Below are 20,327 nucleotides of genomic sequence, written 5' to 3' on the forward strand. Positions count from 1 at the left end.
TCCGGACGCCTGGCGCGGTTGAGAAGCTGGCCCGCCGTTGGACCGCTGGGGTCGTCATCGGTGACGACTTGAACCAATTCGTGCCCGAATCGCGCCGCTTCGGCAAGCGGGAACGTTCAGATGGGAGGCAGGCAGGGGCGGAAAACTGCGCGTCGTTTCGGCATCGGGTGGGTCGTGGTCGAGAACGCGGCAACCATTTCCGTCATTCGCTGTCGAAACGCTCCTCGAACACCGTCGTCATCTGCTGGGCGAAGCGGGAGGCCGCCACCGGCAGCGCCCGCCCGCGGAGCTGGCCCAGCGCCACCACGCCGGGGGGCACGTCGCGACGGTCGAGCTCGCGCACCACCGCGTCGGGCCATTCGGAGGCGTGCGGCAGGCCGACGGGGATCTGGAAGGTCAGGATGTTCTCGGCCACCGCGTGCATGCGCAGGAACTCGAAGCTGTCGGACTCCACCGACGCCTCCAGCGCGAAGCCCTTGGCCCGGCAGGCGAGGTCGAGAAGGTGGCGCACGCCGTATTCCGCCTCGGGCAGGGCGAGCGGGTATTGCACGCAGTCGCGCAGGCGCAGCTCCGGCGTCGCGGCGAGCGGGTGTCCCGGGGCCATGATCGCGTGCACCGGCTGGCGCACGCGGGCGAGCGTCTGGAACTCGGCGATGCGCACCGGCTCGAAGATCAGGGCGAGGTCGGCCTCGTGGCTGGCCAGCGCCTGCTCGGCCTGGGCGCGGTCGCGGCGCTGGACCGAGAAGGTCACGCCGGGGTGGTCGCGCCGGTAGCGGGCGATCATCTCGGGCAGGAAGAAGGGCAGGAAGGCCTGGGAGCAGGCGATGGCGACATGGCCGCGACGCACGCCGGAGAGGTCGGCGATCTGGCTCTTCACCCGCTCGAGGTCCGAGATCTGGCTGCGGATGTGGTGGATCAGCAGCTCCCCCGCGGGCGAGAGGCGCACGCCGCGCGGAAGGCGCTCGAAGATTGGCACGCCCAGCTCCTCCTCCATCGCCAGGATCCGGCGGTTGAGGGCGGTGGAGGTGATGTTGAGCGTCTCCGCCGCGCGGCGGATCGAGCCGGTGCGCGCGACCGCGTCGATGTATTGCAGGGGCAGCAGGTGGCGCATCGCCTCTCCCTCTCGCAGCCGCGCGGCGGGCGTCCGGCCTGTCCTGCGCGACGTCAAGGCGGCTGGCGCCGCCCCGCGCGCCGCTTGCGCTGCACTCCGTGCAGCGGTGCGGTGCGAAACTAGCAGATTACATCCGCGCAGGCTTGTCCTGATATGCCCCAGAGGGCGGTCCGGGCCCGCCGTCGGGAGCTGCGCCACGCGGCTCGACGCAGGCCCGGGGGGGACCCCGCCCCACGACATTCCATGGCGAGCCCGGGAGCCGATCATGACCGAATTCCACCGCACCTCGCGCCGCGGTTTCCTGAAATCCTCCGCCGCCCTCGCCGGCGTCGCCGCGATGGGCGGCTTCGCCACCCGCGCGAAGGCGGCCGACCTGACCATCGGCTTCATCTACGTCGGGCCCAAGGACGACTACGGCTACAACCAGGCCCATGCCGAGGGCGCCGCCGCGGTGAAGGCGATGGCGGGCGTGACGGTCGTCGAGGAGGAGAACGTGCCCGAGTCCGTCGAGGTCCAGAAGTCGATGGAATCGATGATCAACTTCGACGGGGCCAGCCTGCTGTTCCCGACCTCCTTCGGCTATTTCGACCCGCACATCCTGGAGATGGCGCAGAAGTATCCCGACCTGCGCTTCGAGCACTGCGGCGGCATGTGGTCGGCCGACAAGCACCCGATGAACGTGGGTTCCTACTTCGGCTACATCGGGCTGGGCCAGTACCTCAACGGCATCGCCGCGGGGCACGCGACCAAGACCAAGAAGATCGGCTTCGTGGCCGCCAAGCCCATCCCGCAGGTGCTCAACAACGTCAACTCGTTCCTGCTCGGCGCCCGGGCGGTGGACCCCGAGATCACCTGCCAGGTGATCTTCACCGGCGAGTGGTCGCTGGCCGTCAAGGAAGCCGAGGCGGTCAACGCGCTGACCGACCAGGGCGCCGACGTCATCACCTGCCACGTCGACGGCCCCAAGGTGGTGATGGAGACCGCCGCCGGCCGCGGCGCGTTCGTGTGCGGCTACCACGCCGACCAGTCCGCGTTGGCCCCCGAGAAATACCTCACCGGCGCCGAGTGGAACTGGGCCAAGGTCTACACCGACATGGTCTCGACCGTGCAGTCGGGCGGCACCATCGACAACTTCGTACGCGGGGGGCTCGCCGAGGGCTTCATCAAGATGTCGCCCCTGGGCCCCGCCGTCTCCGACGAGGCGCGCGCCCAGTTCGAGGCCACCAGGGCCGAGATCCTCAAGGGCGGCTTCTCGGTCTTCAAGGGGCCGATGAAGTCGAACACGGGCGACGTGATCGTCGGCGCGGGCTCGGCCTTCGTCGAGACGGACGTCGAGCTGGAGAGCATGGACTACCTGGTCGAGGGCGTCGTCGGTTCCACCTCCTGATCGCTCTCGCAAAGGGACCGTCGCGATGTCGGACCAGGCTGCATCCCCCATGTCGTCCGCGGCCCAGTCCGTTGCGCAGGTCGCGGCGGTCCCGGCCGCCTCCGGCTCCCTCGCCCGCTGGGCGAGGCGGCTGGAGGCGGTTGCGCTCCCCGTGGGCGCGCTGATCGTGGGACTGGCCGCCTTCGGCCTGTTCCTGCTGGCGCTGGGCAAGAGCCCGGCGGATTTCTACGCGCTGGTCTACAAGGCCGGCTTCGGCACCTGGTTCAGCTGGCAGAACACGCTGAGCCGCGCCGCGCCGCTGCTGCTGGCGGCGCTGTGCGTCGCGCTGCCCGCGCGGCTGGGGCTGATGATCATCGGGGGCGAGGGCGCCATTGTTCTCGGCGGCGTGGCCGCCGGGGGCCTGGGCGCCGCGATGCCCTGGATGCCGGCGATCATCGGCGTGCCGCTGATGGCGATCTTCGCGATGCTGGTCGGCGGCGCCTGGATCGGCGCGGTCGGCGCGCTGCGCCAGAAGCGCGGGGTGAACGAGACCATCTCCTCGCTGCTGATGGCCTACATCGCCATCGCCCTGATGAACCACCTGGTCGAGGGCCCCCTGCGCGATCCCGCCAGCCTCAACAAGCCCTCCACCGCGCCGCTGGCCGAGGGCCTGCGCATCGGCGACCTTCCCGGCATGGACGTGCACTGGGGGTTCGCGCTGGGCGTGATCTGCTGCGTCGTCGCCTGGGTGCTGATCGAGAAGACCACCTGGGGCTTCGCCGCCCGGCTCGTCGGCGGCAACGTGCGCGCGGCGCAGATCCAGGGGCTGCCGGTGGGCCGCCTGCTGATCGGCTTCACGGCGCTGGGCGGGGCGTTCGCGGGGCTCGCCGGGATGATCGAGGTCTCGGCGGTGCAGGGCTCGGCCAACGGCTCGCTGGCGGCGGGCTATGGGTATGCAGGGATCCTGGTCGCCTTCCTCGCCCGGCACAACGGGCTGGCGATCATCCCCGTGGCGATCCTGATCGGGGGGATGGAGGCGTCCTCGGGCCTCGTGCAGCGGCGCATGGACCTGCCGGACGCCACGGTGCTGGTGCTGGAGGGCTTCGTCTTCGTCGCCATCCTGCTGAGCGAAACCGTCTACGGCCGCTTCAAGATCTTCGCCCCCGAACGCTGGAGCTCCAGATGAACGAGACCGATATCGGCTACTGGGGCGTTCCGCTGGCCATCCTCGGCGGCGCCATCCGGGTCTCGACCCCGTTCCTGTTCGTGAGCCTGGGCGAGTGCCTGACCGAGCGCTCGGGCCGCATCAACCTCGGCCTGGAGGGCACGCTCGTCTTTGGCGCCATGGCGGGCTACGCCATCGCCTACGAGACGGGAAACCCCTGGGCGGGCGTGCTGGCGGCGGCGCTGGCGGGGGCGCTGTTCGGGCTGGTGCACGGGCTGATGTGCTCGCTGCCGCGGGTCAACGACATCGCCATCGGCATCGCGCTGATGCTGCTGGGCATGGGCCTGGCCTTCTTTTTCGGCAAGCCCTACATCCAGCCCGTCGCCCCGGACCTGCCGGCGATCGAGCTGGGGTCCTGGTCGAGCTACCCGCAGGTGCAGGCCGCGCTGCGCGTCAACGTGCTGTTCGTGATCGGGGCGGCGCTGGCGGTCGTGCTGTGGTGGGTGTTCCGGGCCACCAAGGTGGGGCTGATCGTGCGGGTGGTGGGGGATTCCACCGACGCCGCCCGCGCCATGGGGCTCAGGCCCAACCGGATCCGCATCGCCTCGACCGCCGTGGGCGGCGCCTCGGCGGGCGTGGCGGGGGCGTATCTGTCGCTCTACTACCCCGGGTCGTGGAACGAGGGGATCTCGTCCGGGCAGGGGCTGATGGCGGTGGCGTTGGTGATCTTCGCCCGCTGGAACCCGATCCAGTGCTTCGGCGCGGCTCTTCTGTTCGGCGGCGCGGGCGCGCTGGGGCCGGCTCTGCAATCGGTCGGGATCACCTCGGGCTACTACCTGTTCTACGCAGCCCCCTACGTGCTGACGCTGGGCATGCTGATCGCCACCTCCTCGACCGCGCGGGCCATGACCGGCGCGCCGGGCGAGCTGTCGATCACCAAGTGAGGGGCGAGAGGATGTCCCCCCGCCCCTGCATCGGCTTACAGGGCCTCGATGACCCCGCAGGCGATCCGCTCGCCCGCGGCGCCGGCCGGGTCGGTCTGGTAGTCGTCGGGGCCCATGTGGATCACCAGGGCCGCCCCGTCGGCGTCCAGCAGCGGCAGGCGGGCGCGGCCGCCGAACAGCGACTGGGCGGAGTCGCCGATGGCCTCGGCCGGGCTCTCGCCGTCGGAGTCGGGAAGCTTGGCCAGCGGGGCCAGCGTCGAGATCATCGCCTGACCGCTTTCGGGCACGTGGATGTTGGGCAGGTCTCCGGCATGGGGGCCCGCCTCGTTGAGGAAGCCGTGGGGCGCGGCGTCGACGCCCAGATGCCCGCCGGCCGCCGAGAAGTCGGGGCCGCAGGCGCCGGTCTCGTGGATGTGGAAGGCGTGCGTGCCTTCGGGCGCCTCGGTCAGCTCCAGCTCGATCAGCACGCCGGCGGGGGTGTTGTAGAGCGAGGCGACGCCGACCGGGTTCCCCTCGGGGCTCAGCAGCTTGGCGGTGGCGTCCTGGGCGCGCGCGGCGTCGGCGACGAGCGTCGCGCCCATGGCGGCGGCGACGGCGAGCGAGGCGGTCAGGGTCACGGGCAGGGCGCGTCGGGTCATGGGCGTCTCCGGGTTCGGCTTGCCGGCGGGCGGGAGCGCCGCGCCGGCGGTGTCGTTGCATTGGATATGGGTCGCGCGTCGCGGCGAGGCCATGGCGGGCGCATGGCGACCGCGAGACGATCGATCACAGGAAAGGAAGCGCGATGAACGGCCTGGGCGGACTGAACCCCTCCCCGAACGGCGTCGTGATCGGACTGGTGCAGCTGCAGCTGCCGGTGGTGGTCACGCCCGACGACCTGGCGCGCCAGACCGCGCGCATCGTCGAGATGGTGGGCAAGGCGCGGCGGAACCTGGCGGGCATGGACCTGGTGGTGTTCCCCGAATACGCGCTGCATGGCCTGTCGATGGACGTCAACCCGGCGATCATGTGCTCGGTCGACGGGCCGGAGGTGGCGGCGTTCCGGCAGGCCTGCATCGAGAACCGCATCTGGGGCTGCTTCTCGATCATGGAGCTGAACCCGGGCGGGATGCCCTGGAACACCGGCCTGATCATCGACGACCAGGGCGAGATCCAGCTCTACTACCGCAAGATGCACCCCTGGGTTCCGGTGGAGCCGTGGGAGCCGGGCGACCAGGGCATCCCCGTCATCACCGGCCCCAAGGGCTGCAAGCTGGCGCTGATCATCTGCCATGACGGCATGTTCCCCGAGATGGCGCGCGAGTGCGCCTACAAGGGCGCCGAGATCATGCTGCGCACCGCCGGCTACACCGCTCCGATCCGCGACAGCTGGCGGTTCACCAACCAGGCCAACGCCTTCCAGAACCTGATGGTGACGGCGAACGTGTGCATGTGCGGCTCGGACGGGACCTTCGACTCGATGGGCGAGGGGATGATCTGCAACTTCGACGGCTCGGTGATCGCGCACGGGACCTCCGGCCGCCCGGACGAGATCATCACCGCCGAGGTCCGCCCCGACCTGGTGCGGGAGGCCCGGGAAGGCTGGGGGGTGGAGAACAACATCTACCAGCTGTTCCACCGCGGCTACGTGGCGGTGAAGGGGGGCGCGCAGGACTGCCCCTACACGTTCATGCAGGACATGGTCGCGGGCACGGCCCGGCTGCCCTGGGAGGACGCGGTGAAGGTCACCGACGGGACCTCCTGCGGCTTCCCGGAGCCGACGCGGACCTACAGCCCCGACGCGAAGGAGGCCGCGGAATGAACGCGATGGATGGAACGCTAGAGACCGCCGGCCCGCTCGCGGCCGACCCCTATCCCTGGCCGTACAACGGCGACCTGCGCCCCGAGAACACGGCGCTGATCGTCATCGACATGCAGACCGACTTCTGCGGCGTCGGCGGCTACGTGGACAAGATGGGCTACGACCTGTCCAACACCCGCGCGCCCATCGAGCCGATCAAGTCGGTGCTGGCCGCCATGCGCGCCTGGGGCGGGCTGGTGATCCACACGCGGGAGGGGCACCGCCCCGACCTCGGCGATCTGCCGCCGAACAAGCGCTGGCGCTCGCGCCGCATCGGCGCCGGCATCGGCGACGAGGGCCCCTGCGGGCGCATCCTCACCCGCGGCGAGCCGGGGTGGGAGATCATCGAGGAGCTGGCCCCCATCGAGGGCGAGCCGATCATCGACAAGCCCGGCAAGGGCTCCTTCTACGCCACCGACCTGGAGCTGCTGCTGCGCACGAAGGGCATCCAGAACTTCGTCCTCACCGGCATCACCACGGACGTGTGCGTGCACACCACCATGCGCGACGCCAACGACCGCGGCTTCGAGTGCCTGTTGCTCGAGGACTGCTGCGGGGCGACCGACATGGGCAACCACCACGCCGCGATCAAGATGATCAAGATGCAGGGCGGCGTGTTCGGGGCGGTGTCGAACTCGAAAGACTTCACGGCCTGCCTGAAGGCGGTGGGCAAATGACCGTCCTCTCCCCCGAGATGAAGGCGCTGGGCGTCGAGACGGTCGGCATGACCAAGCGCTTCGGCGGCTTCACGGCGCTGAGCGACGTCTCGATCAAGGTCGCGCCGGGCTCGTTCCACGCCCTGCTGGGGGAGAACGGGGCGGGCAAGTCGACGCTCGTGAAATGCATCATGGGCTTCTACACGCCGACCGAGGGCTCGGTCGTCGTGGGCGCGCGCGAGGTCGACATCCCCGACCCCCGCACCGCCCACGCCATGGGGCTGGGCATGGTCTACCAGCATTTCACATTGGTTCCCTCGCTGACGGCGGCGGAGAACCTGGTGATTTCGCGCGAGGACGCGCCGAAAATCATCGACTGGCGCCGCGAGCGGCGGGACCTCGAGCAGTTCATGGACACCATGCCGTTCAAGGCGCCGCTGAACGTGCCGGTGATGCGCCTCTCCGCCGGCGAGCGGCAGAAGCTGGAGATCCTCAAGCAGCTCTACCTCGGGCGGCGGTTCCTGATCCTGGACGAGCCGACCTCGGTGCTCACGCCGTCCGAGGCCGACGAGGTGCTGGGGGTCGTGCGGGGGCTGACGGAGGCGGGCGAGATCTCGGTCCTGATGATCTCCCACAAGTTCCGCGAAGTGACGGCCTTCGCGGACGAGGTCTCGGTGCTGCGCCGGGGCGTGAAGACCGGCGGCGGGCTGGTGAAGGACCTGACCCACGCCGACATGGCGGAGATGATGGTGGGCGCCGAGACGCTGGCCAAGCCCGCCGCGCGGACCGGCGCGCCGGGAGAGGTCGTGCTGCGGGTCGAGGGGGTGCGGGCCACCGACGCCTCGGGCCTGCGCCAGATCGAGGTGGACGGGTTCGAGGTTCGCGCGGGCGAGATCGTGGGCATCGCCGGCGTCTCGGGCAACGGCCAGTCGGAGTTCATGGAGATCCTGACCCAGCAGCGCCCCTGCGAGGCGGGCCAGATCAAGGTCCACGGCGTCCCCTACCACGCCACGCGCGAGGAGCAGCGCCGCCTGAAGGTGCGCTACCTGCCGGAAGAACCCCTGAAGAACGCCTGCGCGCCGAAGATGAGCGTGGCCGAGAACATCTCCTTCCGCTCCTTCGACGTGAACGGGAAGGGCACGCGCAGGTGGCTCGACGGCGCCGGCATGACCCGGCTGGGGGCCGACCTGGTGAAGGCCTTCAAGGTCAAGACCGCCAGCCTCGACAGCCCCATCGAGAGCCTCTCGGGCGGCAACGTCCAGCGCGCGGTCCTGAGCCGGGAGCTGTCGGGGGAGGTGGACCTGCTGATCATCTCCAACCCCTGTTTCGGCCTCGACTTCACCGCGGTGGCCGAGATCCGCCAGCGGATCATGGCCGCGCGCAACGGCGGCGCGGCGGTGCTGCTGATGTCGGAGGACCTCGACGAGATCCTGGAGCTCTCGGACCGCATCCTGGTGATGTCGGAGGGCCGCTTCGGCTACGAGGTCGCCGCCGAGCACGCGGACGTGGCCGAGATCGGCCGGCACATGGCGGGGCACGACTGATGGCGATCCTGGACGCGGAGCCGTTCCCGATCGAGCTGGACCTCTCCGCGCTGGGCCTGGTGGTGATCGACATGCAGCGCGACTTCGTCGAGCCCGGCGGCTTCGGCGCGAGCCTGGGCAACGACGTCGAACTGCTGCGCGCCATCGTCCCCGCCACCGCCCGCCTGATCGACGGGTTCCGCAAGGCGGGCCTGCCGGTGATCCACACCCGCGAATGCCACCGCCCGGACCTCTCGGACCTGCCGCCCGCGAAACGCGACCGAGGCAACCCGTCCCTGCGCATCGGCGATCCCGGCCCCATGGGCCGCATCCTGATCGCCGGCGAACCGGGCGCCGACATCATCCCCGAGCTCTATCCCGTGGAGGGCGAGACCGTGATCGACAAGCCGGGCAAGGGCGCCTTCCATGCCACATCCTTCGGGGACGTCCTGAAGGAGAAGGGCCTGCGCCAGCTGGTCTTCGCCGGCGTCACCACCGAGGTCTGCGTGCAGACCACCATGCGCGAGGCGAACGACCGGGGCTACGAGTGCATCCTCGCCACCGACGCCACCGAGTCCTACTTCCCCGCCTTCAAGCAGGCCGCCATCGAGATGATCCGCGCGCAGGGCGCGATCGTGGGATGGACGGCGACGACGGCGCAGGTGCGGGAGGCGCTGGGTGTCTGATCTCGCCGCCTCCGCCTCGGCCCCCGTCGTCGACGTCCCCGCGGTGTTGCGCGGCCTTCTCCCCCCGGCGCTGGAAGGGGGCTGGTCGACGCTGCCCTTCGAGTTCTTCCGCGAGGGGGTGGAGATCCACCGGCTGGCGGAGGGGCCCGCCGCGGTGGCGCTGCTGCGCTACGCGCCCGGCGCCTCGGTGCCGCGGCACCGGCATACCGGGCTCGAGACCATCGTGGTGCTGGAAGGCAGCCAGTCCGACGACAACGGCGTGGCCCGGGCGGGCGACGTCGTCTTCAATCCCGAAGGCACCGTGCACAGCGTATGGTCCGAGGACGGCTGCGTGGTCCTGATCCACTGGACCCGGCCCGTGGAGTTCGTGGAGCCGGCCTGAGCGCCGCGCCCAGGCAGACAAGAAAGCGAGGCGATCCCATGAAGGACCTGCCCTTCCATATCTCGGCCCTGCACGCGGCCTACGCCCGCGGCGCCTCGCCCGTCGAGGTGATCGAGGAGGCCTTCCGGCGCATCGAGGAGGCCGGCGATCCCGGCATCTTCCTGCACCTGGTGGACCCCGAGACCGCGAAGGCCGCCGCCGCGGCGCTGCCGCCGTTCGATCCCGTCGCCATGCCGCTGTGGGGCGTGCCCTTCGCGGCCAAGGACAACATCGACGCCGCCGGCTGCCCCACCACCTGCGCCTGTCCCGCCTCGGTCTACGAGCCGGAGGCGGACGCCTTCGTGGTGGCCGCGCTGAAGGCCGCGGGCGCGATCCTGGTGGGCAAGACCAACCTCGACCAGTTCGCGACCGGGCTGGTGGGCGTGCGCTCGCCCTATCCGATCCCGAAGAACGCGGTCGATCCCGCGATCGTGCCGGGAGGCTCGTCCTCGGGCTCCGCCGTGGCGGTGGCGCGCGGCCTGGTGAGCTTCTCGCTGGGCACCGACACGGCCGGCTCGGGCCGGGTGCCGGCGGCGCTGAACAACATCGTGGGGCTGAAGCCCTCGCTGGGGGCGCTGTCGGCCACGGGGATGGTTCCCGCGTGCCGGACGCTCGACACGATCTCGATCTTCGCGCTGACGGTGGGGGACGCCTGGGCCGCGTTCCGGGCGGCGGCGGTCTTCGATCCCTCGGACGCCTACGCGCGGCCGGCCGTGGCCCCGGCGCTGGCGGCGACGCCGCCGTCGTTCAAGGTGGGCGTGCCCTCCGCCGCCACCCGGGAGTTTTTCGGGGACGCGGTGCAGGAGGCGGCCTTCGACGCCTCGCTCGCCGAGCTGAAGGCGCTGGGGGGCGAGATCGTCGAGCTGGATTTCCAGCCCTTCCACGACATCGCGAAACTGCTCTACGAAGGCCCCTGGGTCGGCGAGCGCTGGGCCGCGACCGAGGCGATCATCCGCGACCGGCCCGAGGAGATGCACCCCGTCACCCGGGCGATCATCGGCAAGGCGGAGGCGTTCTCGGCCGCCGACGCCTTCAAGGGCCAGTATGCGCTGCAGGCGCTGAAGCGCATCGCGCAGCCGATGGTCGACGCGGTGGACCTGATGGCCGTCCCGACCATCCCCACCTTCTACTCGGTGGCGGATCTGGAGGCGGACCCGGTGGCGCCGAATTCCAACCTCGGGACCTACACCAACTTCGTGAACCTGATGGATCTGTGCGGGCTGGCGGTTCCGCTGGCGCCGCGCGCGGACGGTCGGCCGGGCTCGGTCACGCTGCTGGCGAAGGCCGGGCGGGACGCAGCGCTCGCGGCGCTGGGCGAGACGCTGCATGCCCGGGCCGGCGTGCGGCTGGGGGCGACGGGCTGGATGGCGCCGCGGGGGGCCGAGCGGGCGCCCGCCGCGCTGCCCGACGAGATCCCGCTGGCGGCCGTGGGCGCGCACATGTCGGGTCTGCCGCTGAACCACGAGCTGACCCGGCTGGGGGCGCGGTTCCTGCAGGCGACCACGACCTCGGCGGACTACCGCCTCTATGCGCTGCCGGGCGGGCGGCCGAAGCGGCCGGGGATGGTGCGGGCGAAGGACGGGGCGGCGATCGCGGTCGAGGTCTGGGCCGTGCCCATGGCGCAGTTCGGCGCGTTCATCGCGGGCGTGCCGGCGCCGCTGGGCATCGGGACGGTGACGCTCGCCGACGGCTCGGCCGTGAAGGGCTTCCTGTGCGAGGCGGCGGGGCTGGAAGGGGCCGAGGACGTCACCGCCCATGGCGGCTGGCGCGCCTACCTGGATGCGGGGACCTCGGACGCCGCCTGAGGGCGGCCCCGGGGGCTCCGGCGGGGGGAGAGGGCGGGCGGCCGCGGGCCGTCCGCCCTTTGCGTCGCGGGCTCAGCCGGCGCGCAGGTCCTCGACCGGCGCGCGCCGGTAGGCGGCGAGCGCGGGGGCCAGCGCCAGGACCGAGGCGGCGGAGAAGGCGCAGGCGGCGAGCTGGATCTCGGGCCAGCCCAGCGAGGCGCGGATCGCCATGTCCATGCGCGCCGAGACCGCCGCCGAGACGAGCCCGGCCGAGGCCCAGCCCAGGGCGAGCCCCGCGAGGCACCCCGCCCCCAGCAGGCAGGCGGCGTAGAGCCAGACCACCCCCAGCACGAAGCGCCGCGGCGCCCCCATCGCGCGCAAGAGCGCGAAGCGGCGGGCGAAGAGGCGGGCGAGCGCCACCAGCCCCGCCAGCACCCCCGCCGCGGCCAGCGCCTGGGTGAGGACCGCCATCAGCGACATCGCCTCGCGCACGTCGCCCAGCACCGCGTGCAGGCGCGCGAGCGTGGCGCCGGGGAAGAAGGCCATCGCCCCCTCGCGGTCGTGGCGGGCGCGGATCGCGTAGGCGTCGGCCAGCCGCTCTCCCGAGAGGACGAAGGCGGGGGCGCCGGGGAAATAGTCCGGGTCGAAGGGCGGGCCGAGGCGCTCCCCCTCCTGCGGGGCGTGGCCGGAGGCGAGGCCGTGCAGCGCCCACAGCGTCTCGATGGGAACCAGGATCGCGCGGTCCCAGGGGCCGCCGGTCTCGGGCAGGCGGCCGACGACGGTCAGACCCGCGCCGGTGTGGGCCTCGGGCTCGGCGGCGTCGCCGTGGCCATGGGCGGGGACGATGGTCTCGCCGAGGGTCACGGCGGCGTGGGCGCCGGCGAGGGCCTCGGACGCGGAGCGCCAGGGGCGGCCCTCGGTCGGGGGGCCGGCGAGGCGGTCGAGAAACGCCGTCGTCGTGCCGACCACGGGGGCGCCGTCGTGGCTGTCGCCGAAGGCGACGGGGGCGGCGAGGGAGACGCGGGGATCCGCCTGGATCGCGCGCAGGGCGTCGGCGCCGAGCAGGGGCAGGGCGGCGGCGGGCTGGAGGTAGACGGTCGCGAGCAGGACGCGGACCTCGTCCCCCGGCGCCGCCACGATCACGTCGAACGGGTCGGCGGCGCGGGCGGCGGCCTGGCGCAGGGCGCGCTCCTGGCTCAGCAGCGCGCCGCCGAGGCCGACGGAGAGCGCCATCAGCCCCACGAACAAGAGGTTCGTCCAGCGGAAGCGCAGCAGCAGCGCGCGCGCCAGCGGCCAGGGGGCCTGCCCGCGCAGGGCCAGCGCCGCGAGGACGACCGCCGGCAGCAGCAGGGCCAGGGTGAGGGCGAGGTCCTGGGCGGGGTCGGACAGCGCGCGCCAGAGGTCGTCGGGGGTCATTGGCGCACCCGCCCGTCGACCACCTGGATCACCCGGTCCATGGCGGCCATCATCGCGGGGTCGTGGGAGACGGCGATCACCGTGCGCCCGCGGGCGCGGGCGGCGGCGAGGAGGTCTGCGACGAGCCGGTCGGCGGTCTCGCGGTCGAGGCTGGCGGTGGGCTCGTCGGCCAGGATCGCCGCGGGGTCGCGCGCCAGCGCCCGGGCCGCGGCGACGCGCTGGCGCTCGCCCCCCGAGAGCGGCCCGACGGATCCCGACTGGGGGACGCCGAAGCGGACCAGAAGCTCGGCCGCGCGGGCGCGGATGGCGCCGCGCTCGGCCCGAGGGGCCCAGGCGGCGGAGACGGCGGCGTTGTCGAGGGGCGAGAGCTCCTCCAGCAGCAGGACGTCCTGGAAGATCAGGCCCAGGGCGCGGCGGCGGAAGGCGTCGCGGGCGGCCTCGGGCAGGGCGGCGAGATCCGTGCCGCCCCAGCGCACGGCGCCGGCGGCGACGGGGACAAGGCCGCAGATCGCATGCAGGAGCGTGGATTTGCCGGCGCCCGAGGGGCCCTGGACCCCCAGCGTCGCGCCGGCGGAAACCTGAAGACGGTCGACGGCGAGGATCGTGCGGCCGTCGGGGGCGTGCACCTCCAGCCCCTCGACCAGGAGGTCGCCGAGGGCGGGATCGGAGGCCGGCAAGGGGCGGGCGTGCCTCATGCCCGCTCGACCTCGGCGTCCTCGAGGCGCACGCGGCTCACGAAGCCGGTCTCGGGGTCGGTCCGCGCGCCCAGCGACAGGCGGCCCTCGACGGCGATGCGGATGTTGAAGGGGATCACGTCGACCACCCGGCGGGTCAGGACGGCGAGGATGTCGTCGGGCCACTCGGCCTCGGACTCGCAGAAGGGGCAGACGGCCAGCGGGCGGTTGGTGAGCACGAAGAACCGGCTCTCGGCCTTCAGGGGCGGGGCCATGAAGCCCTCGATGGTCGTCCGCTCGCCCTCCAGCGACAGCGCGAGGGCGGAGAAGGAGAGGTCCTTCTCGTAGAGCTCGCGCAGGCGGATCGGCTGCTCGGCGGCCGAGGCGGCGGCGGCAGGCGCGCGCAGCAGAAGGGGCGCGGCGGCGAGCCCCCGCAGCAGGTCGCGGCGGGCGGGCGCGGGGCGGGAGGGGCGGGGCGGGGTCATGGCGGTCTCCCGGGCGCCGCGGCGGAGCCCCGGTCGGCGCGGGGGCGTCGCGTCTGGTGGCGGATCCGGACGCGCAGACGCGGGCCGCGGTCCGGAACGGAGGCGGGGGCCCGCGCGCGGCGGGCCCCCGCGAAGCCTAGCGCAGGATCACTCGGCCGTCGCGGCCGCGTGCATCACGTGGAAGATCACGTTCTGCTCGATGGTGCCGCCCAGCAGATGCGCCCAGGGGCCCTTGGCCCAGGCCACCACGTCCTCGCCCGAGTGGGTCTCGGAGGACTTGGGGATCAGCGCCTGCTGCAGGAAGTCGGGGTCGGTCGCCTGCGCCTGGGTCAGCGCCTCGCGCTCGCCCGAGTAGCTGCCGTCCTCCTGCTTCTTGAGCACCGAGCCGGGGCCGTTGAGGTAGCCCACCACCGGGTAGGGCTTGCCGTCGTCGGCGGCGACCAGCTCGTCCGAGTGCTTCACCCCTTCGTTGGCGACGTCGTGGCAGAGGCCCGTGATCGGCGTGCCGCGGCCGCAGTAGCCGTTGAAGGCGATGGCGTGCTCATGGTCGGCGGTGACGATGATCAGCGTGTCGGCGTCGTCGGTCAGTTCGTCGGCCAGCGCCACGGCCTGCGCGAAGGCGACGCCGTCGGTCAGGGTGCGGTGCAGGTTGCCGGCGTGGTTGGCGTGGTCGACGCGGCCGGCCTCGATCTCGAGGTAGAAGCCGTTCGCGTTGGTCGAGAGCGCCTCGATCGCCATGCGGGTCATGTCGACGAGGCCGATCTCGCCCTCGGGGCGGTCATGCTCGTATTTCATGTGCGAGGCGTCGAAGAGGCCGAGGATCGGGGCGGAACCGTCGAGCGTCAGGGCCTGCGCGGTCTCGGTGTTCCAGGCGTACTGGGCGCCGGCCTCCTGCGCGGCGGCGATCAGGTCGACGCCGTCCTTGCGCCGGCCGCCCTTGCCGTCGCCGTCCATCTGCTCCTCGCCATGGAAGAAGCGGCGGCCGCCGCCGAGGGCGACGTCGACGAGGCCGGACGTCATCGCCTCGATCATCTGGGCGGCGATGTCGGTGCAGCCCTCGGGCGCGTCGCCTTCCCAGTTGCGGTTGGCGGTCTTGGCGTAGACGGCTGCCGGGGTGGCGTGGGTGAGGCGGGCGGTCGAGACGATGCCCACCGACTTGTCCATCCCGGTCACGATCTCCGCGAAGGTGGTCAGCCGGTTCCCGGCCTCGGAGGCGCAGTCGCCGGTGATCGCGTTCTCGCCGAGGTTGATGAGGTTGAAGCGCTGCTTCACGCCGGTGTTCAACGCGCCCGCGGTGGGGGCCGAGTCGGGCGTCTGGGCGTTGATGTTGTAGGTCTTGACGAGGGCGACGTTGGGGAACGCCTCGTAGGGGAGGACGTTCTCCTCGCCCAGCAGGCCCTTGCGCTGGCCGTCGAAGACGCGGACCGCGTAGTTGGTGCCCACGCCGAGGCCGTCGGCGACGAACAGGATCACGTTTCGGGCGCGGTTGGTGTTGGGCGTGGCGGCCTTGCGCGCCTCGATCACCGCCTGCGCGTCGGTGAACCATTCGCTGGAGGCCTGGGGCAGCTCCTGCGCGGCGGCGGGCAGGGCCGCGGCGAGCGCGAGCGCGATGGCGGCGGTGTTGCGGAGCATGTGCCCTCTCCTCGATCGGGTTGCGTCGGCGCTGCGATAACAGAGCGGCCGCGATCCGAGCGTGAATATTGGGTGACAGGCATCCGTTATGTTATCTCATAACAACCGTCTGCGTTCCGCGACTTGGCCGCGACTATCCGGGCGCGCGGAACTGCTTGGCGAGCTTCAGGCCCTGGCCCTGGTAGTTGGAGGCGAGGTCGGCCCCGTAGAGGACGTCGGGGACCGCGGCCATCGGCTCGTAGACCAGGCGCCCGACCACCTGGCCGTGCTCGAGCGCGAAGGGCGCCTCATAGCAGCGGACCTCCAGCACGCCCCGGGAGCCGGTCCCGTGGGCGGAGGCGTGGCCGAAACCGGGGTCGAAGAAGCCGGCGTAGTGGACGCGGAACTCGCCGGCCATGGCGAGGTAGGGCTGCATCTCGGCGGCGTACATCGGTGGGATGGCCACGGATTCACGGCTGACCAGGATGTAGAAGGCCCCGGGGTCCAGGATCAGGCCGCCGCGCGGGGCGGGGAACAGGGGCTCCCAGAACTCGGCCGGATCGTAGGCGGCGATGCGGTCGAGGTCGATCAGCCCGGTGTGGGGCTTGGCCCGCCAGCCCACGGGCTGGTCGCCGCGGGGCGTCAGATCGACCGAGAAGGCGAGGCCGTGGTCGATGATCGGGGTCCCGTCGACCAGCGGCTCGCGCGCGTGGAGCGCGCGCAGCTCCTCGTCGGAGAAGGCGAGGTTTCCGCGGCGCAGGCGGATCTGGTTGAGGCGCATGCCCGGGCGCACCAGGACCGAGAAGCTGCGCGGGGAGATCTCGGCGTAGAGGGGGCCGGAATAGCCCGGGTCGACGCGGTCGAATTCCTCGCCCCGGTCGGTGATCAGGCGGGTCAGCAGGTCGAGCCGGCCGGTGGAGGACTTGGCGTTGGCCGCGGCGGAGACGTCGGGGGGGAGGTCCAGCCGCTCCTGCAGGGGGATGACGTAGACGCAGCCCTTCTCCAGCACCGCCCCGGCGGACAGGTCGATGGAGTGCATGGTGAAGCGCTCCAGCCGATCTTCCACCGTCGAGTCGCCGCCGGCGAGGAAGCTGGCGCGGACGCGGTGGGCGACGGCGCCGAGGCGCAGGTCGAGGCTGGCGGGCTGGATCTGCGGAGCCGGGATCGGGGTCTGCGCCGAGATGCGGCCTTCGGCGATCAGGGCGCGCAGGGCCTGGGAGGGCAGGACGCCGAGGGGCTGCGGCTCCGCATCGGGCTGCACGGGCGCGGTCATGGCTCTCCCTCCCCTCGCTGTCGGCGCGCCGGGGTGGAACCGGGGGCCGCATGCGAAGAGCGCCAGCCGTTGCCGGCTGGCGCTCGATTGGTCGGGCTAGCAGGATTCGAACCTACGACCTCCCGTCCCCCAGACGGACGCGCTACCAGACTGCGCTATAGCCCGCTCGACGAGGCGGGGTGTAGCCGGGCGCGCAGGGGGTGGCAAGAGGGGGCGGAGAGGTTTTTGCGTGCCGAGCGGTGCGACGTGAAGGCAGGGCCGGGCGGGCGCCTGCGGGGCGGCGCGGCGGCGGCGCGGCGGCGGCCCAGGGCGGGCGCTCGGGCGGCCTGAAACGACGAAGGCGCCGCGGAGGGGCGGCGCCTTGCGGAGGGGGCGGGCGAGGCCCCGGGTCATGCCCGGGGCGCGGCGAGCGGGGCGCCCGTCGCTCAGGCCGAGACGAGCGCGTCGGCGAGGCTGCGGAACAGCGGCGCGCCGTCGGTTCCGCCGTGGGCCGGGTCCACCGCCCGCTCGGGGTGGGGCATCATGCCAAGCACCCGGCGGTTGGCCGAGAGCACGCCGGCGATGTCGTGCACCGCGCCGTTGGGGGCGCCCTGGGCGTAGGTGAAGGCGACGCGGTCCTCGCCCTCGAGCTCGGCCAGCGTGTCGGGGTCGGCCACATAGGCGCCGTCGTGGTGGGCGATCGGGATCGTCGCCACGTCGCCCGCGTTCCAGGCGGAGGTGAACGGGCTGGCCGAGGTCTTCACGCTCAGGGCCACCGGCTTGCACAGGAACTTGAGGTTCCCGTTGCGCAGGAGCGCGCCGGGCAGCAGGCCGGTCTCGGTCAGGATCTGGAAGCCGTTGCAGACGCCCAGCACGTGGCCGCCGGCATGGGCGAAGTCGGAGACGGCGCGCATGATCGGCGACTTGCCCGCGATGGCGCCGCAGCGCAGGTGGTCGCCGAAGGAGAAGCCGCCGGGCAGGGCCACGAGGTCGAGGCCCCTGGGCAGCGCCGTCTCCTTGTGCCAGACCATCTCGACCGGCGCGGAGGCGACCGCCTGCAAGGCCACCTGCATGTCCCGGTCGCAGTTCGAGCCGGGGAAGACGATGACCGCGGCGCGCATCAGGCAATCTCGATCTTGTAGGATTCGATCACCGGGTTGGCGAGCAGCGCCTCGCACATCTTCTTCACTTCGGCCTCGGCGGCGGCGGGATCGGTCTGGGCGAGCTCGAGCTCGATCAGCTTGCCCTGGCGGACGCCCTCGACGCCCTCGAAGCCGAGGGTCCCGAGCGCGTGGCGGATCGCCTCGCCCTGCGGGTCGAGCACGCCGGATTTCAGCGAGACGTGGACGCGGGCCTTCATGGCGGATCTCCCGGGGCCGTTTGAGGGGATTTGCGCCGCGCGATAGCGCGGAATGGACGACGGGGCAAGCGGGCGGGCGGTCGCGGCGGGGCGGCGCGGGCGGCCCTCGCGTCGGCTGCGCCTCCGCATCGCCCCGCCCGGCCGTCCCCCTCACGGGCTCCGGGGCGCGGGCGGCGCGCCGGGATCAGCGGCAGGGCGCGTCGGGGCGGGCGGCCTCGGCCGCGAGCAGGCGGTCGATCGTGGCGCGGGAGACGGCGCCGGTGGCGACGGTTCCGCCGATCACGACGACCGGCGTGCCGAGGAAGCCCAGCGTCTCGGCCGCGCGGGCGGTGGCGGTGAGCGCGGCGTCGGTGCGGCGACCGGCCATGTCCTGCGCGAGGCGGTCGGGGTCGAGGCCGAGCGAGGCTGCGGTCTGCGCCAGGTAGGCGGGGGTGATCACGAAGCGCGCGGCCAGCAGGCGGCGGCGCATCGGCTCGGCCGCGCCCTGGGCGGCGGCGGCGAGCGTGGCGCGCGCGGCGAGGCGGGAGCCCTCGCCCAGCACCGGCCATTCGTGGTGGACGAGGCGCAGGTCGGGGCGGTCGGCCGCCAGGTCGACCACGATCTCGTCGAGGCGGCGGCAGTAAGGGCAGTTGGCGTCGGAGAAGACGGCGATCCGGTCTCGGGCCTCGGGCGGGCCTTCGGCGGGGACGCCGGGGGCGGACCAGATCAGGCCGCAGAGCTCGCCGGGAGCGGGGGCTGCCGGGCGCTCGGCGGCGTCGAGGCCGACCATCGCCGCGCCGCCGGCCGAGGCGCCGCCGGGGCCGGAGGCGAGGTGGCGGAAGCCGGGATAGGCGGCGACGGGGACGAACTCCGTCCCCGCGGCGCGTTGCAGACCGGTCCACGCGGCGAAGGCCATGACCACGATCAGCGCGACGCCCAGGGCCGCGGCGGCGAGCGTTCGGGGCGTCATCGGGCGGCGGCCTCCGGGCGATGGGGCGCGGTGCGGCGGCGCGCCGGCGGCGGGGATGGCGGGCGGGGAGGGCGCGCGGGGCGCGCGGGGGCGGGAGGGCGCGATCCTCGCCGCGGGCGGCGCAAAAGAAAAGCGCCCGCCGGGGGCGGGCGCGCTTTCGTGACCGGGCGTGGGCCGGCGGCTCAGTGGACGAGCTTCGGCCCGGCGGCGGCGCGGCCCTGGCGGCGGGGCATTATCCCCAGGCGCGAGGCGACCTCGGAATAGGCGTCGGCGAGATCGCCCAGGTCCTTGCGGAACACGTCCTTGTCGAGCTTCTGGCCCGTCTTCACGTCCCACAGGCGGCACGAATCCGGGCTGATCTCGTCGGCCACGATCACGCGCTGGTAGTCGCCCTCGTAGATGCGCCCGCACTCGATCTTGAAGTCGACCAGCCGGATCCCGACGCCGAGCATCATGCCAGAGAGGAAGTCGTTCACCCGCAAGGCCAGGGCGATGATGTCGTCGACGTCCTGCTGGGAGGCCCAGTTGAAGGCCGCGATATGCTCCTCGGTGACCATCGGGTCGCCGAGCTTGTCGTCCTTGTAGTAGAACTCGATAATCGGGCGGGGGAGGTGCATGCCCTCCTCCAGCCCCAGCCGCTTGGCGAGGCTGCCGGCGGCGATGTTGCGCACCACGACTTCGAGCGGGATGATCTCCACCGCGCGGATCAGCTGCTCGCGCATGTTGAGGCGGCGGATGAAGTGGGTGGGGACGCCGATCTCGTTGAGGCCGGTCATGATGTGCTCGGAGATGCGGTTGTTGAGCACCCCCTTGCCGTCGATGACGTCCTTCTTCTCGGCGTTGAAAGCGGTGGCGTCGTCCTTGAAGTGCTGGATCAACGTGCCCGGCTCGGGACCCTCGTAGAGGATCTTCGCCTTGCCTTCGTAGACCAGTCTGCGTCGCGCCATCGGGAGCCCCGGAAAAAGATCGACGGGCGCGCGGGAGGATCCCGCGCGCCGGGGACTGCCGTTTAGTCGCTCGCTTGACCTGTCGCAAGGATTCTTCCGGCCATGCGGGCGAGCGTGGGTCTGGGTTCCGCGGCGCGGAT

At 72.4% G+C, this 20,327-nt stretch carries 20 protein-coding genes and 1 tRNA gene; 9 read left to right on the forward strand and 12 right to left on the reverse strand.

Features of this window, described 5'->3' with window-relative positions:
- Positions 1-202: 202 nt before the first annotated feature.
- Positions 203-1,111 carry a LysR family transcriptional regulator gene (locus tag BM064_RS11885; RefSeq protein ID WP_092860004.1) on the reverse strand — a complete coding sequence of 303 codons (909 nt, stop codon included), beginning with the start codon at positions 1,109-1,111 and terminating at the stop codon, positions 203-205.
- A 265-nt stretch (positions 1,112-1,376) separates the two neighbouring features.
- Between BM064_RS11885 and BM064_RS11890 the strand changes: the two genes are divergently transcribed.
- Genes BM064_RS11890 through BM064_RS11900 form a run of 3 tightly spaced genes read left to right on the forward strand, consistent with a single transcriptional unit; the run spans position 1,377 to position 4,586 of the window.
- A complete protein-coding gene (locus tag BM064_RS11890; RefSeq protein ID WP_092860005.1) occupies positions 1,377-2,498 on the forward strand; it encodes a BMP family ABC transporter substrate-binding protein in 1,122 nt (373 codons plus the stop codon).
- 49 nt (positions 2,499-2,547) lie between these two features.
- Entirely contained in the window at positions 2,548-3,663 is a 1,116-nt protein-coding gene (locus BM064_RS11895) for an ABC transporter permease (protein ID WP_218161025.1), read from the forward strand.
- Positions 3,660-4,586, forward strand: coding sequence for an ABC transporter permease (locus BM064_RS11900; protein ID WP_092860007.1), 927 nt, complete (start codon positions 3,660-3,662; stop codon positions 4,584-4,586). Before BM064_RS11895 ends, BM064_RS11900 begins: the two co-directional genes overlap by 4 nt.
- Positions 4,587-4,621: 35 nt before the next feature.
- Here the strand turns inward: BM064_RS11900 and BM064_RS11905 are convergent, their stop codons facing one another.
- Complete coding sequence (locus tag BM064_RS11905) at positions 4,622-5,224, reverse strand: superoxide dismutase family protein (protein ID WP_177236228.1); 603 nt, start codon at positions 5,222-5,224, stop codon at positions 4,622-4,624.
- 143 nt (positions 5,225-5,367) lie between these two features.
- On the opposite strand from BM064_RS11905, the gene BM064_RS11910 reads away from it, so the two are divergent.
- From BM064_RS11910 to atzF, 6 genes are read left to right on the forward strand one after another with little or no spacing between them, the layout of a single operon-like run.
- Positions 5,368-6,384, forward strand: coding sequence for a formamidase (locus BM064_RS11910; protein ID WP_092860008.1), 1,017 nt, complete (start codon positions 5,368-5,370; stop codon positions 6,382-6,384).
- Positions 6,381-7,100, forward strand: coding sequence for a biuret amidohydrolase (gene biuH / locus BM064_RS11915; protein WP_245779132.1), 720 nt, complete (start codon positions 6,381-6,383; stop codon positions 7,098-7,100). Before BM064_RS11910 ends, biuH begins: the two co-directional genes overlap by 4 nt.
- Positions 7,097-8,623, forward strand: a complete 1,527-nt coding sequence (locus tag BM064_RS11920; RefSeq protein WP_092860009.1) for an ABC transporter ATP-binding protein — start codon at positions 7,097-7,099, stop codon at positions 8,621-8,623. The genes biuH and BM064_RS11920 overlap by 4 nt, the downstream gene beginning before the upstream one ends.
- The gene (locus BM064_RS11925) at positions 8,623-9,288 is read left to right on the forward strand and encodes a cysteine hydrolase family protein (protein WP_092860010.1); all 666 of its coding nucleotides are present in this window, start codon (positions 8,623-8,625) and stop codon (positions 9,286-9,288) included. The genes BM064_RS11920 and BM064_RS11925 overlap by 1 nt, the downstream gene beginning before the upstream one ends.
- Positions 9,281-9,670: a cupin domain-containing protein gene (locus BM064_RS11930; RefSeq protein WP_245779133.1), complete on the forward strand. Its 390-nt coding sequence runs from the start codon at positions 9,281-9,283 to the stop codon at positions 9,668-9,670. The genes BM064_RS11925 and BM064_RS11930 overlap by 8 nt, the downstream gene beginning before the upstream one ends.
- A gap of 38 nt (positions 9,671-9,708) precedes the next feature.
- Positions 9,709-11,514 (forward strand): allophanate hydrolase, encoded by a 1,806-nt coding sequence (atzF, locus tag BM064_RS11935; RefSeq protein ID WP_092860011.1) that lies wholly within the window; start codon positions 9,709-9,711, stop codon positions 11,512-11,514.
- A 72-nt stretch (positions 11,515-11,586) separates the two neighbouring features.
- Here atzF and BM064_RS11940 read toward each other — a convergent pair whose 3' ends face one another.
- From BM064_RS11940 to purC, 10 genes are all read right to left on the reverse strand, one after another.
- Positions 11,587-12,909, reverse strand: coding sequence for an ABC transporter permease (locus tag BM064_RS11940; RefSeq protein WP_092860012.1), 1,323 nt, complete (start codon positions 12,907-12,909; stop codon positions 11,587-11,589).
- Positions 12,906-13,604, reverse strand: coding sequence for an ATP-binding cassette domain-containing protein (locus tag BM064_RS11945; protein ID WP_092860013.1), 699 nt, complete (start codon positions 13,602-13,604; stop codon positions 12,906-12,908). The genes BM064_RS11940 and BM064_RS11945 overlap by 4 nt, the downstream gene beginning before the upstream one ends.
- Positions 13,601-14,068 (reverse strand): hypothetical protein, encoded by a 468-nt coding sequence (locus BM064_RS11950; RefSeq protein WP_245779134.1) that lies wholly within the window; start codon positions 14,066-14,068, stop codon positions 13,601-13,603. The genes BM064_RS11945 and BM064_RS11950 overlap by 4 nt, the downstream gene beginning before the upstream one ends.
- Positions 14,069-14,215: 147 nt before the next feature.
- Positions 14,216-15,700 (reverse strand): alkaline phosphatase, encoded by a 1,485-nt coding sequence (locus BM064_RS11955; protein ID WP_092860014.1) that lies wholly within the window; start codon positions 15,698-15,700, stop codon positions 14,216-14,218.
- Between the two features lie 133 nt (positions 15,701-15,833).
- Positions 15,834-16,952, reverse strand: a complete 1,119-nt coding sequence (locus tag BM064_RS11960; protein ID WP_092860015.1) for a 2'-deoxycytidine 5'-triphosphate deaminase — start codon at positions 16,950-16,952, stop codon at positions 15,834-15,836.
- Between the two features lie 88 nt (positions 16,953-17,040).
- Positions 17,041-17,117, reverse strand: a tRNA-Pro gene (locus tag BM064_RS11965).
- 260 nt (positions 17,118-17,377) lie between these two features.
- The gene (purQ, locus tag BM064_RS11970) at positions 17,378-18,052 is read right to left on the reverse strand and encodes a phosphoribosylformylglycinamidine synthase subunit PurQ (protein ID WP_092860016.1); all 675 of its coding nucleotides are present in this window, start codon (positions 18,050-18,052) and stop codon (positions 17,378-17,380) included.
- The gene (gene purS / locus BM064_RS11975; protein ID WP_092860017.1) at positions 18,052-18,291 is read right to left on the reverse strand and encodes a phosphoribosylformylglycinamidine synthase subunit PurS; all 240 of its coding nucleotides are present in this window, start codon (positions 18,289-18,291) and stop codon (positions 18,052-18,054) included. The genes purQ and purS overlap by 1 nt, the downstream gene beginning before the upstream one ends.
- Positions 18,292-18,475: 184 nt before the next feature.
- Positions 18,476-19,240: a DsbA family protein gene (locus BM064_RS28340; RefSeq protein ID WP_092860018.1), complete on the reverse strand. Its 765-nt coding sequence runs from the start codon at positions 19,238-19,240 to the stop codon at positions 18,476-18,478.
- A gap of 182 nt (positions 19,241-19,422) precedes the next feature.
- Entirely contained in the window at positions 19,423-20,187 is a 765-nt protein-coding gene (gene purC / locus BM064_RS11985; RefSeq protein WP_092860019.1) for a phosphoribosylaminoimidazolesuccinocarboxamide synthase, read from the reverse strand.
- Positions 20,188-20,327 lie beyond the last annotated feature (140 nt).

The sequence above is a fragment of the Albimonas pacifica genome, assembly GCF_900113695.1.
Taxonomy (GTDB): domain Bacteria; phylum Pseudomonadota; class Alphaproteobacteria; order Rhodobacterales; family Rhodobacteraceae; genus Albimonas; species Albimonas pacifica.

Coding starts and splice junctions, on each gene's coding strand:
- BM064_RS11885 (WP_092860004.1), bottom strand. CDS start 1,111: ATGCGCCACCTGCTGCCCCTGCAATACATCGACGCGGTCGCGCGCACC.
- BM064_RS11890 (WP_092860005.1), top strand. CDS start 1,377: ATGACCGAATTCCACCGCACCTCGCGCCGCGGTTTCCTGAAATCCTCC.
- BM064_RS11895 (WP_218161025.1), top strand. CDS start 2,548: ATGTCGTCCGCGGCCCAGTCCGTTGCGCAGGTCGCGGCGGTCCCGGCC.
- BM064_RS11900 (WP_092860007.1), top strand. CDS start 3,660: ATGAACGAGACCGATATCGGCTACTGGGGCGTTCCGCTGGCCATCCTC.
- BM064_RS11905 (WP_177236228.1), bottom strand. CDS start 5,224: ATGACCCGACGCGCCCTGCCCGTGACCCTGACCGCCTCGCTCGCCGTC.
- BM064_RS11910 (WP_092860008.1), top strand. CDS start 5,368: ATGAACGGCCTGGGCGGACTGAACCCCTCCCCGAACGGCGTCGTGATC.
- biuH (WP_245779132.1), top strand. CDS start 6,381: ATGAACGCGATGGATGGAACGCTAGAGACCGCCGGCCCGCTCGCGGCC.
- BM064_RS11920 (WP_092860009.1), top strand. CDS start 7,097: ATGACCGTCCTCTCCCCCGAGATGAAGGCGCTGGGCGTCGAGACGGTC.
- BM064_RS11925 (WP_092860010.1), top strand. CDS start 8,623: ATGGCGATCCTGGACGCGGAGCCGTTCCCGATCGAGCTGGACCTCTCC.
- atzF (WP_092860011.1), top strand. CDS start 9,709: ATGAAGGACCTGCCCTTCCATATCTCGGCCCTGCACGCGGCCTACGCC.
- BM064_RS11940 (WP_092860012.1), bottom strand. CDS start 12,909: ATGACCCCCGACGACCTCTGGCGCGCGCTGTCCGACCCCGCCCAGGAC.
- BM064_RS11945 (WP_092860013.1), bottom strand. CDS start 13,604: ATGAGGCACGCCCGCCCCTTGCCGGCCTCCGATCCCGCCCTCGGCGAC.
- BM064_RS11950 (WP_245779134.1), bottom strand. CDS start 14,068: ATGACCCCGCCCCGCCCCTCCCGCCCCGCGCCCGCCCGCCGCGACCTG.
- BM064_RS11955 (WP_092860014.1), bottom strand. CDS start 15,700: ATGCTCCGCAACACCGCCGCCATCGCGCTCGCGCTCGCCGCGGCCCTG.
- BM064_RS11960 (WP_092860015.1), bottom strand. CDS start 16,952: ATGACCGCGCCCGTGCAGCCCGATGCGGAGCCGCAGCCCCTCGGCGTC.
- purQ (WP_092860016.1), bottom strand. CDS start 18,052: ATGCGCGCCGCGGTCATCGTCTTCCCCGGCTCGAACTGCGACCGGGAC.
- purS (WP_092860017.1), bottom strand. CDS start 18,291: ATGAAGGCCCGCGTCCACGTCTCGCTGAAATCCGGCGTGCTCGACCCG.
- BM064_RS28340 (WP_092860018.1), bottom strand. CDS start 19,240: ATGACGCCCCGAACGCTCGCCGCCGCGGCCCTGGGCGTCGCGCTGATC.
- purC (WP_092860019.1), bottom strand. CDS start 20,187: ATGGCGCGACGCAGACTGGTCTACGAAGGCAAGGCGAAGATCCTCTAC.